This is a genomic window from Allobosea sp. NPDC055353, assembly GCF_053644975.1.
Genome location: NZ_JBSHMC010000001.1, coordinates 2747562 through 2760554 on the forward strand (window position 1 = coordinate 2747562; position 12993 = coordinate 2760554).

Annotated in this window: 10 protein-coding genes; 7 read left to right on the top strand and 3 right to left on the bottom strand. The window is 59.6% G+C overall.

The genetic code is table 11. From position 1 onward, the window contains the following. Together gmtZ and gmtX are read left to right on the top strand one after the other, a co-directional pair. Complete coding sequence (gene gmtZ, locus ACWIEX_RS12735) at window positions 1-3072, top strand: gamma-mobile-trio integrase GmtZ (protein WP_454033353.1); 3072 nt, start codon at window positions 1-3, stop codon at window positions 3070-3072. A 122-nt stretch (window positions 3073-3194) separates the two neighbouring features. Further along, on the top strand, window positions 3195-3923 hold the full coding sequence (gene gmtX / locus ACWIEX_RS12740; protein ID WP_454033354.1) for a gamma-mobile-trio protein GmtX: 729 nt from the start codon (window positions 3195-3197) through the stop codon (window positions 3921-3923). A gap of 251 nt (window positions 3924-4174) precedes the next feature. Here the strand turns inward: gmtX and ACWIEX_RS12745 are convergent, their stop codons facing one another. Continuing rightward, window positions 4175-6973: a TrlF family AAA-like ATPase gene (locus tag ACWIEX_RS12745; protein WP_454033355.1), complete on the bottom strand. Its 2799-nt coding sequence runs from the start codon at window positions 6971-6973 to the stop codon at window positions 4175-4177. A 363-nt stretch (window positions 6974-7336) separates the two neighbouring features. On the opposite strand from ACWIEX_RS12745, the gene ACWIEX_RS12750 reads away from it, so the two are divergent. The 5 genes from ACWIEX_RS12750 (at window position 7337) to ACWIEX_RS12770 (ending at window position 11698) form a co-directional block, all read left to right on the top strand. Beyond that, a complete protein-coding gene (locus ACWIEX_RS12750) occupies window positions 7337-9715 on the top strand; it encodes a heavy metal translocating P-type ATPase (protein ID WP_454033356.1) in 2379 nt (792 codons plus the stop codon). 109 nt (window positions 9716-9824) lie between these two features. Beyond that, on the top strand, window positions 9825-10061 hold the full coding sequence (locus tag ACWIEX_RS12755; RefSeq protein WP_454033357.1) for a DUF2933 domain-containing protein: 237 nt from the start codon (window positions 9825-9827) through the stop codon (window positions 10059-10061). A gap of 212 nt (window positions 10062-10273) precedes the next feature. Next, on the top strand, window positions 10274-10612 hold the full coding sequence (locus ACWIEX_RS12760) for a four-helix bundle copper-binding protein (protein WP_454033358.1): 339 nt from the start codon (window positions 10274-10276) through the stop codon (window positions 10610-10612). Window positions 10613-10638: 26 nt separating this feature from the next. After that, entirely contained in the window at window positions 10639-11016 is a 378-nt protein-coding gene (locus ACWIEX_RS12765; RefSeq protein ID WP_454033359.1) for a DUF305 domain-containing protein, read from the top strand. A gap of 331 nt (window positions 11017-11347) precedes the next feature. Beyond that, window positions 11348-11698: a hypothetical protein gene (locus tag ACWIEX_RS12770; protein ID WP_454033360.1), complete on the top strand. Its 351-nt coding sequence runs from the start codon at window positions 11348-11350 to the stop codon at window positions 11696-11698. 59 nt (window positions 11699-11757) lie between these two features. Here ACWIEX_RS12770 and ACWIEX_RS12775 read toward each other — a convergent pair whose 3' ends face one another. Both ACWIEX_RS12775 and ACWIEX_RS12780 read right to left on the bottom strand, forming a co-directional pair. Next, a complete protein-coding gene (locus ACWIEX_RS12775) occupies window positions 11758-12321 on the bottom strand; it encodes a hypothetical protein (protein ID WP_454033361.1) in 564 nt (187 codons plus the stop codon). 60 nt (window positions 12322-12381) lie between these two features. Further along, the gene (locus tag ACWIEX_RS12780; RefSeq protein ID WP_454033362.1) at window positions 12382-12966 is read right to left on the bottom strand and encodes a Crp/Fnr family transcriptional regulator; all 585 of its coding nucleotides are present in this window, start codon (window positions 12964-12966) and stop codon (window positions 12382-12384) included. Between the last annotated feature and the right edge of the window lie 27 nt (window positions 12967-12993).

Below are 12993 nucleotides of genomic sequence, written 5' to 3' on the forward strand. Positions count from 1 at the left end.
ATGGCTAGTTACTCACTTGATTGTTACAAAACCATTCGCTCGGAGCTAACGGGCAGAGAATTACTAATCAACACAAGCGAAACTCTTTTTCTTATACCGCCTACGTTCGACGTGTCAGTCGCCCGTAGATCTGCAAATTCGATTGTAAATCAGAAAAGGAGAGGAAGCCCGGCGACACCTGAACTACGCCCGTACCTGACTCGATTCGCAGAAATTGAAAGCCTGGCAGATTTTGCGAACGCCCTGGATGAGATTGTCGTTAGCGGCTATCATTTACCGGGAAATACCAATATTGGACGAATAGCCGATATTCTTGTTGACCTATGGCTTAATAATTGCCTCACCTTTCCGCGCGATTCGACAAAATATCTAGGTCGCTTTCACGGAGGAATAATCTTCCGTGGTGCACCTACTATACAACCACACCCTCAGGAAATTATTGAGACCTTACAGAAAGTCAATACGTTTAAATTTAAAGACGTACTTCTTCGTAGGCTCGCTTTAGTCGTTTTTTCCATAACAGGAATAAGAGAGATAGGCGACTTAACACCATCGGTAGTTGACGGATCTTTCAAAGATGTAAAAGGAGGAACGACGCTAGCGACGCAGCTTACCACCGCAATTAGAAGTCAGTTCAATTCGGTCGACGTCACTTTCAGCTCAAATGACTATGGTCCATTTAATAAATCTGGGCGAAAATCGAACCTCGATTTCAATTGGATTATAGATGACAACCCTGACTTAGCCGAATGGCGGGATCTGGGTAAAGAGTGGCTCGAGGGCGTCGGAATGCGAGATCGGCTCCGGCGGAGAAGCGGCGTCGCTCAGTTCCTCACCTATATTGCTTCCAACCCTAACGTGCCTCGAAATCCTCTAGAATTCCTGCAATCTGGACGCGAAATTAGCCCACCTTTCAATTCCACAGCGCTCCCGTCCACAACAGCACACGCGGTCAGAGAATTCATCGACTGGGTCTTAAACAAGAAGTGCGTCTCTGAAGATGACCACGGGCACCCATATCGGCTTCCGGGCTTTCGGAACCCCATATCGGCGCCCCGCATCCGCAATACGAAACCGCCTGAAACCGTTCGCGACGCCATGCCGACACGGTTTGTGCGGCGCCTAAAGGAGATTATCGAAAGCGACGATTACTCCTGGCCTAGAACCGCGTTCGAATTTGGATCTGACACTTTCCGCTGGAAGGACCCGGCAACCGGCGAATGGGCGACTATTTGGTCCCCCGTCAGAGCGATCGCGATCTTGATGAAGCTCGAACTGCCCGAGCGCACGTTCCAAGTTCGAGTCTGCAACTCTGGAGAAGCAGATTCCGAGCGATACGACCCCGAGCATGACCGCTGGCTTACAAATTCACATCGGCTCGCCGGTAAAACACCCTACGCCAGACCCATGGGATTAGCGCGAAAAATTCATGATCACCGCACAGGGAAAATTTTCACTGGATTGTATTTCAACACAAATAAAACTGGAGATTTGGGAAAATCGCCCGAGAACAGAGGACACGTTATACCTTGGCACAATCAATCGATACTGAAGCTTTACGACAAGATGAGATCTTGGCAGGAAAAATATAACCCTGTTGAACTGCCCACAAGGTGGGAAGACCTACGTGAAGATGCAATCGTAAACGGGGTTTCGACCGATATCATTCGGGAAAAGGGAGCTGAAACTTTCCTTTTCCGCGATCCTTGCTCTCGTTACCCCGAACACCCTGTAACGCATACGCGCTTGACCATCTTCTGGAACAAGCTTTGCGGCGAACTTGAAGATCGCCTCGCGAGGGAAGGCGAAACAGCGCCCGGCGGTGAGCGAATTCAACTGGTGACCCGCAACCAGGTGGGGGAGCCCTCGGGAACGGTTTACAATCTGCACGCCTTGCGCGTCACCATGATCACGGCATGGGCGGAAGCCGGAGTGCCCATTGATATCTTGATGAAGGTCGCGGGCCATGCGACTGCATTTATGACAATTTACTATAAGAAGCTCTCAATATCGCATGTTTCTGATGTCTTGAATCGCGCGTCCGCGCAAATGATGTTAGACGAACAAGGTAATTGGCAGTCTTGGCTGAGAAGCAAATCTTATGACGAACTACTGAACGTAGCCGCATACAACGACACCGTTAGCTTCAAGGCTCTTAATCAAGCTTCAAATTCCTCCATTTCACGTAGGGATCACGGCATTTGCCCCGTGGGATGCGGCAGATGCCACGAGGGCGGGCCGCTAGTCGAAGGGAGCATTAGCAGGAAGCACCATCCTGTACCGGGGGGGCCGCAGAACTGCGTTCGGTGTCGCTTTTTCATTACCGGCCCCTGCTTCTTGCTCGGCCTACAAGCTCACTTCGATGACGTCGGCTTCAGATATCGTGAAGCGAGTCGAGCTTACGCTGCCGCAACAACGGAATTCGACAAGCTTGATTACATAAGAAGGCGGTCTGTCGCGGAAGGGCAGCCCTTTTTTGATCATCATCGGCTTGAAATTCTCTCTAGTACTGTAGATCAACGGACTCGAGAAGTTGACGAGTTGGCCCTTACGTGGCACGCGACATACAATTTGATAGAACAATGCATTGAATTGCTCCGTAAACAGAAGTCAAATGAAACGCCCGGAAAGAATTTCCTAATAACAGTTGGGACTTACGATGATATCGAATATGTTCTTGAGGTTGACAACAGTGGAGAGAGGGAATTTGAGCTTTTCGATAAATTATGTCACTCATCGGTGTTTTTTAACTCAATCAATCCCAGAACCCCCAACGTATATCGCATGCGTCACTTCGATCAATTGATTAAGCGGAACGGGTTTGAGCCGATATTTTTTGAAATGACGGAGGAAGAAGCTTTTCAAGCCGGAAATGCTTTCTCTAAGTTCCTATATTCCTATTTTGGAAGAGAGAATGTCACTCGGCTCATTGCCGGAACGAACACGCTTCGCAGCCTCGGAATCGCCGCTGAAAAAGCGTTCTCAGAGAAGATATCTGAAATAGGCGGAAAAAGCATTGTGCGCCCCAGTCCAAAACTGCGAATTACTACAGACGACGATCCGAACATATGATGTAACTGAGGAATTTGTACAGAATAAAGTCGGATCAAATCGTATTCCGAGGACCTCTCGGTCAACCAGCATGTAAGAAGCCGCCACGCGTCATAAGCACATCGATCTTGAGGGGCAAATTGATGAATGATCAGCCACTTATCTCCCCTTCTGAAAGGTCGCCCGCTGCAGATCTGTATCGGGGGATGCTCGAGGCAATGGCGCATGCAAGGAGCCGTCAGACGCTCACCGGGCTGTGGAGCGCACTTCAAGAAATGCGTGCGGCAAATGTGCCTGACTATTCGATCGCGAGGGTCGGCAAGTTCTGTGAGAAATATGGCGGTCCGAAAAGTCAATCGATTAGGAACGCAAGCGGCGCAAAGTTCAGGAGACTCATCGAAACATTTGCGAACGACGTTGGATCGTCAATCGCCAAGCTTTCTTACAAGCCTCAATCGAATATAGACAGAGCGATTGACGATATTCGAGATTTCGGATCTCGAACCGCCATAAGGATGATTATTGAGCGGTCCAAGCGCCTCGAGCGAGAAAATGATGAGCTGCGTTCGGCATTCAAGAACCTGTCGGTAGCCGCCGGACCGACCTGCGGGTCTGCGGCGGCGCCCGATAGCCTTTTCTTCCCCACGACGCGCACCCCGGCAAGCGCTCCAGAGCTCGAAGTCGTGCAACTGGAAGCGATCACTAAGTTTCTTAGCGACGAATGGATGCAGTCGAGATTCTGGTCTGTAGGTGACGATGGTTCGATCGTGGATGAGGTTTCGGGATCAATCTTAGTGGCCCCTCCAGGCTTCGTCGATGGCTTGCGTCGAGTGATGGACGCCGCCGCGTTAAAGAGCGAGCACAACAGTTGATTCGCATCGGCGCTGCGCAACCTCGATGTCGACGAAGCTGGGCGGATGAAGCCTCATCTTTTACGATCGCAGCGTGCACATGATGGAAGAACTCGTCCGCTTCACCACCGTGTCGCGGTCGCAAGCAGCGATACTCGTCGATCACTATTCCAAGCGCAAGCAGCAGACCGTCCTCCACCCGGCGACGGATCTATCGTCCATTGCTATGGTCCATCAGCGCCGGACTGCGTAGACGGCTATCGTATGACGCCTCAGAAGCCATACTTCTCGCGCCGCAGGGTGAAGGCCGCTTCACCACCCTCCATGATGCGCTTAATGGCCGCGCGCGCTTCCTCCACGTCGATCGCACCGACCCCCTGTATTGTCCCACGAGACTGATCCCCGGTCGTTCTATGGTCGAACCACGCAACCAACTCGGCGTCGCCGTTGACGACGAGGTTGGCGTTGTGGCTCGCGAACACGACCTGACGGATCCGCTTGGCCGTCCAGATCTGATTGACCACCTCCAACATCACCGGATTGTCCAGGTCTTCCTCCGGCTGGTCGATCAGCAATGGCGGCCCGGGTTGGTTAAGCATTGTCTTTAAGAGCGCGGTCGCCTGTTGACCGGCAGACGCGTTGCGGAACGGGATGTACTCGTCCTCCCGGGCCCGAAACTCGTAGACTGGGACCGATGCGAGGGGGGTCAGGGACAGGTTGAGCCAAGCCTCCGGTTGGAGCGTGTCTGCGATCCGGTCAAGATCGTTGGCGGTTAGGCCGCACCGGATAAGCAGAGGCGCCGCCGGCCGCGCCTCACCTTGGACTTGCTCAGAACGAAAGTCGGCCAGCCGCTCGAGTTCGGCCAGAACACCGGTCCACGCGTCCGCCCTGTCCTGCAATCCGGTGATCGCTGCCCCTAATGCCTCGATCCTAGCACCTTGCACACGGGAGCCGGAGAGCATTTGGCGAAGTGCAGCCACGAATGCTTCCGCATTGGCGTACCGGCTAACATGGACCCGGATCAGCCCGCCGGAGCGTGCCGTCAACGCCGCGCACTCCTGGTCGATCAGTGTATCGCGGTTGCCCAGCGCTTCCAGCCACTCATCCCGCGCTTGAGCGTAGCCAGCCTCGGCCGAGGCGAGCGTGGCGATCGTTTCTCGGATGCGTGTAGTGTCGTTGTCCAAATCGCTCAACCGACTCTCGAGACCGGCCAGCTGTGCGACCTTCTCGCTGTGAGACGACGATCGGGTCAATGCCTCGGCGTACCGCGACTGGAAGCCACGCCGGGCGATCTCCCAGGCGGTCCACACTCCGTCGGCGCCTTCGCCTGTCCGGATAACCGAGGCTGTTTGCTCTACGGTCTCCAGCACCTGCATCGCAGTCTCTAGCATCCGAACGTAGTCCTCGCGCACGGCGTCCAGCGTGTCCTTGTAGGCCGTCGGCATTTCCGGCGCGGGCTGCAATGCCGCCTTCTGCATGGCCGCGATCCGGAGTAATTCGCTGGCCTTCTCGGCCAACGTTCCGGCTCCGGCCTGCCAACCTGCCACGGCGCTGGCCGCCGCTTTGTATTGGGGTTCCTCGGCAAGCAGGGCCCGGTCCGCGTCGCTCAGTCCAGCCAAGGAGCCCCGGACTGCCTCAGCCTGCACCATAATCGAGCGCCGCTCGAACTCGCGGCTCGCGAGTTGCCGCGAGAGGTCGCGATGCCGCTGGCGGGTAGTGTAAAGCTCACGCACATGGTTCGCTTTGTCCGACGCATTACGCGCAATGCGATCCAGGTCGCTCTTAATGGGCGCGGTGATAAACCGGGTCAGCTCCTCCACGCGCACGCTGACATCGCTCAGTTGCTTCTGGCTGTAGGCTTGGATCGGCAAGAGGGCACGCACCTCGTCCTCGGTGCACGGTGCGAAGGATCCACCGTCGATCTTCAGATGGACCGCGCCGTCGAGCGCTGCCCGGCGCACGACATGCGGCACGCCGTTGAGCACATAGGTGACCTCCACGCTCGCATTCAGCGCCTTCAGCGTGCCGTCGATGAGCCGGAGTCGACGCCCCTGGTAGTTGGGTGTCCCGTCCTCGTCGCCTGGTGGCGGCTGGTCGCAGAGCGCCCAGCGAATGTATTCGAGAAGGGTGGACTTCCCAGTGCCCCTTCCCCCGATCAGAGCGCTGTACTGTCGGTTCAAGTCTAGATCGACCGGGCCGAGGAAGGCGGAGTTGGTGACTGACACTGTAGCGATGTAGGTGTCAGGAATTCGCGGCGCCTCGAGGGAGATTCGCGATTCCTGTGCTAGGCACGCCTGCCTCAGCGCCTCGGCCGTGGGACGGGCCCATTTGATCCAGGTGGAGGGTACGCCGAGGGTTTGGTGGTCCGAACGTCGTGTATCCGAGGTCTGGATGACCGCGATACGCTTGTTCCCCCAAGCCTTTTCCTTGCCGGCCAAGATGTTGACGGTTCCGACCTTCAGCTTCGAAACCTCACCGTCGGAGTAGCCGCCGACCCATGGCATTTCCGCGTACTTGGCGTGCTGGCCCACGCGCAGCAACGAATGCTGCCCCTCGCCGGAGACATTGGGCAGCACCGTATACCGCCCTCTAAGCCAGCTGTGCTTGTCCAGCTCTTCCTTGAGCTGCTTAACGGTCTGGACGTGCGTGAGCTGGCTCACCACTCGCGTCTTTGCCTCCTCCGGCGGCGCCTGGTCGATGGTCAGGGCAGTCAGAATCTGGTTGAAGAAATCCGGTGGAAAGTCGGCGTCCAGTAACAGGATGGCCTGGCAGGGGACGCCCAGGGTGAGTTCCATCCCGGGGAAGACGACCAAGCGGTCAGACGAAACCAAGGACGCGCCGTCGTCTCCGGTCTCCTCCAGGGCTGCTTTCTGAATCCAAGGCACGAAGGCCATGCAGTGATGGTCGGTAATCGCAATGGCCTGCAGTCCGCGCGCCCGGCAGGCGGCCACTAGGTTGCGCGCGTAAACATTGCGCTCATCGTCGGTTGTCGCGTTCGGCCCAGTCCACCGCAGGTCGCGCGGCGTATGCACCTGAAAATCGCTACGGTGGAAGTGTGCACCCTTGTCCATGCGTTTAGCCAAGCCCCCCTACATAACCCTCAATTACCACGGCTCGGAGACTTCATTGAACGGCTTACTGGCTCGTTCCAAAGGCCCAGGCGGATGGCGTGGCGCACCGGGTGACAGATACCTCGCGCGGACGAGCGGTGATTAGATGGGACGGTTAGCACCCCCGAGTACACTCTCAGCACCGAAAGGCTCGACTGAAAGCCGGATTGTTGGCAATGCATGTTGATCCGGATCAAGAGCTTCAGTAGCCAACACGGTTACGGCTTCGACGAGAGCGTGACCGCACCGGCCAACCAGCGCTTGACCTTCCCATGATGGGAAGCGTCAGCCTTTCCGTGATCGAGGCGCACGCGGAGAACCGTCATGACCCCAGCCACCGGGAACCATGAGCATCACCATGATCACAGCGTCCACCCAGGACATCATCACCATGACGCCGCGGCGGAAGACGGCAAGGTGAAGGATCCGGTCTGCGGCATGCTCGTCGACCCGCACACGACCGCGCACCGGGCGCAGCACGAAGGCAGGCCGTATTACTTCTGCTCCTCCGGCTGCCGGTCGAAATTCACGGCCGAACCCGCCCGATACGTCGAGCCGTCCTCCGCTGGGAACGCCGAGCCCGTGGCCGAAGGCGCGATCTATACCTGCCCGATGCATCCTCAGATCAGGCAGGTCGGACCGGGCTCCTGTCCGATCTGCGGCATGGCGCTCGAACCCGTGCTCGCTACCGCCGAGACCGGCCCCAGCCACGAACTCGTCGACATGACGCGCCGGTTCTGGATCGGCCTCGCGCTCTCCCTGCCCGTCGTGGCACTCGAAATGGGCGGGCACCTGACCGGCCTAGGCCACTATGTCGGCCAGCAGGCCTCGAACTGGATCCAGATGCTGCTTGCGACCCCAGTCGTGCTCTGGGCCGGGTGGCCGTTCTTCGTGCGCGGCTGGCAATCGCTGGTCTCGCGCAATCTCAACATGTTCACGCTCATCGCCATGGGCACGGGCGTGGCCTGGCTCTACAGCATGGTGGCGACCCTGGCGCCCGGCATCTTCCCGGCCGCCTTCCGCGGCCATGACGGCTCGGTCGCCGTCTACTTCGAAGCGGCCTCAGTGATCACGGTGCTCGTCCTGCTCGGGCAGGTGCTCGAATTGCGGGCGCGGGAAAGCACCAGCGGGGCCATACGCGCCCTGCTCGACCTCGCACCCAAGACGGCCCGCAGGATCATGCCCGACGGCGCCGAGCAGGAGGTCCAGCTCGATACCGTCCAGGTCGGCGACCGGCTGCGGGTGCGGCCGGGCGAGAAGGTCCCGGTCGACGGCGTCGTCGTCGAGGGACGCAGCGCGGTCGACGAGTCGATGGTCACGGGCGAGTCGATGCCGGTCACCAAGGAAGCCGGTGCGGCGGCGATCGGCGGGACGATGAACCAGTCCGGCGGCCTCGTCATCGAGGCGCAGAAGGTCGGGCACGACACAATGCTGTCCCGGATCGTCCAGCTCGTCGCGGAGGCCCAGCGAAGCCGGGCTCCGATCCAGCGGCTGGCCGACCAGGTCTCGGGCTATTTCGTGCCCGCAGTGATTGGCGTGGCGTTGCTCGCCTTCGTCGCCTGGGCGTTCTGGGGGCCCGAGCCACGGCTCTCCTACGGTCTGGTCGCGGCGGTGGCGGTGCTGATCATCGCCTGCCCCTGCGCGCTCGGCCTCGCAACGCCAATGTCGATCATGGTTGGCGTCGGCCGCGGTGCCCAGGCGGGCGTGCTGATCAAAAACGCCGAGGCGCTGGAACACATGGAAAAGGTCGACACCCTCGTGGTCGACAAGACCGGCACTCTCACCGAAGGCAAGCCGGCCGTCACTGCGATCGTTCCTGCACCAGGATTTACAGAGGCGGAGGTCCTGCGGCTGTCGGCCAGCGTCGAGCGGCTGAGCGAGCACCCGTTGGCGGTGGCCATCGTCGCTGCCGCGGAGAAGCAGGAGATCGCCACCGCACCGGTCACCGAATTCGACTCCCCCACCGGCAAGGGCGCGCTGGGTAGCGTCGAGGGCCGGCGCATCGTGCTCGGCAACGCAGCCTTCCTGGCCGAGCATGGTGTTGAGGTCGCGCCTCTGGCCGAGCAGGCAGACAGGCTGCGCGAAGACGGCGCCACGACGATCTTCGTCGGCATCGACGGAAAGGTGGCGGGCGCCATCGCCATCGCCGACCCGGTCAAGAGCTCGACGCCCGCGGCACTGGCCGGTCTCAGGACGGAGGGCATCCGGGTCGTCATGCTCACCGGCGACAACTGGACGACCGCAAAGGCCGTCGCCAAGCGGCTCGGAATCGACGAGGTGGAAGCCGAGGTCCTACCGGACCAGAAGAGCGCCGTCGTCCAGCACTACAAGGCTGCCGGCCGGGTCGTCGCCATGGCGGGCGACGGCGTCAACGATGCACCGGCGCTCGCGGCGGCGGATGTCGGTATTGCCATGGGCACCGGCACCGATGTGGCGATGGAGAGTGCTGGCATGACGCTGTTGAAGGGCGACCTGACCGGGATCGTCCGGGCGCGGCGGCTGTCGCAGGCGGTCATGCGCAACATCCGCCAGAACCTGTTCTTCGCCTTCATCTACAATGCACTCGGCGTGCCCGTGGCTGCGGGCGTGCTCTACCCGATTTTCGGCATCCTGCTGTCGCCGATCATCGCGGCGGCTGCGATGGCCCTGTCGTCGGTCAGCGTGATCGGTAACGCGATCCGCCTGCGGGCGGTACGGCTGTAATCGCCTGGCTGGGCAGAACGAGGTCTGCCCAGCCCTCGCTTTGATCTCGCTCAAAGCAATCTTCCCGGCCAAGGACCATGATCGAAACGCTTCGCAAGGAGGGCTCGACATGGACACCGCGCCGAATGCTGCTCCGGAGCCGCCAAAGACTTGGCGGACCGTTCTCGTCAACACGCCCTTGGGTTGGGCCTGCACGCTCGCCTTGGCGGCTCTTGGCACCTACCTCTTCGCGAGCCATACGGGCCACGTGTTGGGCGCTTTACCCTACCTGCTGTTGTTGGCCTGTCCTCTGATGCATCTGTTCATGCACAGGGGCCACGGCCACAGTCGCGGAAAGCAGGAGTGACCCCCCCGGCCGGACAACGCCTGAGCGAGCTACAAGGGGTAGCGCGGTCGTCTCCAGCCCAAGGAAGTGGTCTGCCGTTCACCGGTCATATCGGGCCAATGGCTCTGTGAGCCAAATGCCCCGGGCCGATTGTTACAAATTGTTTCGGACCGGAACCGGCCTGTATTCTGAAACGTCTCCTCTGTGCCTTCCCGACAGCCGAGGAGTTCGCCATGCACCACCACGATCCGGCGATGCAATCGTGCATCGACGCGTGCCTTCGCTGCTATCAGACCTGTCTGGGCATGGGCACCGGCCATTGCCTTGAACTCGGCGGTGAGCATGCCGAGCCCTCGCATATCCAACTGATGATGTCCTGCGCTGAAGTCTGCAGGGCCAGCGCACACGTGATGATCATCGGCTCGCGGCACCACAAGCATCTTTGCGCCGAATGCGCGGACATCTGTGAGGATTGCGCCAACGAGTGCGAGCGGATCGGCGACATGGATGCATGCGTCGAGGCCTGTCGCGCATGCGCCGAGAGCTGCAGAGTGATGGCAACGTCGCGCTGAACATACTCAACCGGAGGATACCGATCATGAGACGCATTGCACTTGCTTCGCTCGCCATCGTCTGCGGAACCGCCGGCGCCTGGGCTCAACCGGCATCCAAGCCCCCAATGGGGACGGACATGCCGATGATGATGCAGCCGAACAGTTCCGACTCCGCCGCGACCAAAGGCTACAAGGCCGCGATGATGGGAATGATTAAGACGATGCCCAGCTTCTCCGGCGACGCGGACGTCGACTTCATGAAACAGATGCGGTCGCATCATCAAGGCGCGATCGACATGGCGAAGGTTGTGCTTGCGAACGGCAAAGACTCCCAGGTCAAGGCATTGGCCAACGAGATCGTCTCCGCCCAGGAAAAAGAAATCGCGACCATCGATCAATGGTTGAAGGCGAAGGGGCGCTAGTAGGATACCACCCTTCCCTTAGGCGGTGCCTTTCAGAGATGGATCATGACGGAGGTCACGGTCGCAGCTACCAAACCCTTTGCGGTTATGTACCTTGTCATGCACGATGATCGCCGCGATGGGAGCGGTGCTGTCTCGCCTGGCATCCTTGCCGCAATGTGCACGCGAATTTGAGTCGGCAATGCCAGCTTTCTACACTCGACGCTCGGTAAGCCGATTGTTGCCCTTGGAACGGTCGAGCGAGGCCCAGGAACCCCTATATTTGGACTGTTCTCGTCCTTGAGCCGCGATCTGCCGGTTCGGTGGTCACGGCGCTGCCGGGGAGGCAGCGATGGAATCATTCCGCAGGGCCGCCGTCTCGGCCAGTTGCCTGGTCAATCTCGTCGTTCCGGTTGGCACCGTCGACGCCCACCCCACCGGCCTGTCGCTGAGCGCGCAGGAGATCACGACCGCAATCAGCGGAAAGGTCTGCTCGACGGGCGGCGGTGCGAAATTCGCGTTCGGCAACGATGGACGCTTCAACTATGATGGCCTGTGGCAAAGCAGCGGAAGCTACATCGTCACCTCAAATGCGATCGTGGTAACGTTTGACAGTGGCCTCAGGCGGGCGTTCCTGATCTCGATCCGTGACGGTTCGCTTTACATGGAAAAGACGCGTGTCTCCTGCGCTGCCAGCGGGTGATGGTGCTTCCTCACTGGTCTGAGCTTTCGATACTGTTGAGACGACATGCCGGAACGATCCTAGTGATGCTTCGTGCCATGGCCGCTTTGCGGGTCTGACGATGCCTTTTCGTAGCCGCGGGCCGTATCGTACCGCGCGAGCTGCTCCGGCGTGAGCAGTCCCGCCGTCTCGATGTGGGCTTCAAGATGGACCGCGCGCAGCATGCCTTGCTTCACGCCGATCAGAGCCGTCAGCTCCTCCAGTCCCACCCGATCTATCGAGCGCTGAGCGAAGGCCGCGTCGAGCTTGCGTTCAAGGCTCAGGATCTCGGCTCCGAGCGCCTGTGCCCGCTTGCTCATGCGCGCCTTGGACGTTTCCAAACCATCGCGCTGTTCGGCTGAGAGCTCGAGCTCCCCTGCCAGTTCGAGTGCATGGAGGGGGCCGGGATAGCGGTTGAGTTCCGCCGACTTTGCGAGCCCGATGCCGCGGCCGTGAACAAGGTCCTCGATTTCTTTCGGCGAGAGAGCTTTGATCTCACGGGTCTGCTGCCCCGCGTAGGGGCTCACGGGCTGTGCCGAGACGGCACCAGCCCACCCCGACATGGCTAGCCCGATCAAGTGGGATGTAACGGTTCTATTGATCATCGAAATGGTCTCCTTGACCGTTTCGATACCCTCCGCGTGCTCGCCGTCACATGATTTCAATCATGTCAATTCGATCGCACTGCCGCTCCGCCGAATGACCCGCTCCGCTTCTAGATGTGCCAGGGTCCGATACAGGACCTCGGGGGCCAGGCCGATCGAGGCAGCAACGTCTTTCAGCAGCTCCCGTGTCACCACTGTTCTGCCATCCGGGCCAGTCCGCGCTACGAGGTAGGCAAGCACGCGTTCGCGCGCCGAGCGGATATCCCGCAGGGTCAAGGTAGCCCTGAGTTCCATGACCTGCCGCGCGAGATCGGCAGTCAGATCAAGTCGCGAGGCCGCTTCGCTCTGGAGCAAATCGAGGGCTTCTGTCTTGGGAAAACATGCGACCGAGCTCGCGGTCAACGCCTGCGCATCGCAGTGGTAGGTCTCGGTGAAGAGCGACGCCTCGGCGAAGCGTTCGCCCGGTCCCGCGACGAACAGGACCGTCTCTCGCCCGCTCGCGCCGAAGCGCACAAGGCGAACGCGCCCTGTGCGAACCACGAAGAACCCTCGGGTCGCATCGCCAGTCGCGAAAAGCGTCTCGCCTGCCTTGAGTTCTCGGGCGACCGGGTTCAATCCCGGGAGGTCAATTCCAGCCAACTGCACCTTGGTCCTTTCCTCGTTTCTGATCCA

Coding starts and splice junctions, on each gene's coding strand:
- gmtZ (WP_454033353.1), top strand. CDS start 1: ATGGCTAGTTACTCACTTGATTGTTACAAAACCATTCGCTCGGAGCTA.
- gmtX (WP_454033354.1), top strand. CDS start 3,195: ATGAATGATCAGCCACTTATCTCCCCTTCTGAAAGGTCGCCCGCTGCA.
- ACWIEX_RS12745 (WP_454033355.1), bottom strand. CDS start 6,973: ATGGACAAGGGTGCACACTTCCACCGTAGCGATTTTCAGGTGCATACG.
- ACWIEX_RS12750 (WP_454033356.1), top strand. CDS start 7,337: ATGACCCCAGCCACCGGGAACCATGAGCATCACCATGATCACAGCGTC.
- ACWIEX_RS12755 (WP_454033357.1), top strand. CDS start 9,825: ATGGACACCGCGCCGAATGCTGCTCCGGAGCCGCCAAAGACTTGGCGG.
- ACWIEX_RS12760 (WP_454033358.1), top strand. CDS start 10,274: ATGCACCACCACGATCCGGCGATGCAATCGTGCATCGACGCGTGCCTT.
- ACWIEX_RS12765 (WP_454033359.1), top strand. CDS start 10,639: ATGAGACGCATTGCACTTGCTTCGCTCGCCATCGTCTGCGGAACCGCC.
- ACWIEX_RS12770 (WP_454033360.1), top strand. CDS start 11,348: ATGGAATCATTCCGCAGGGCCGCCGTCTCGGCCAGTTGCCTGGTCAAT.
- ACWIEX_RS12775 (WP_454033361.1), bottom strand. CDS start 12,321: ATGATCAATAGAACCGTTACATCCCACTTGATCGGGCTAGCCATGTCG.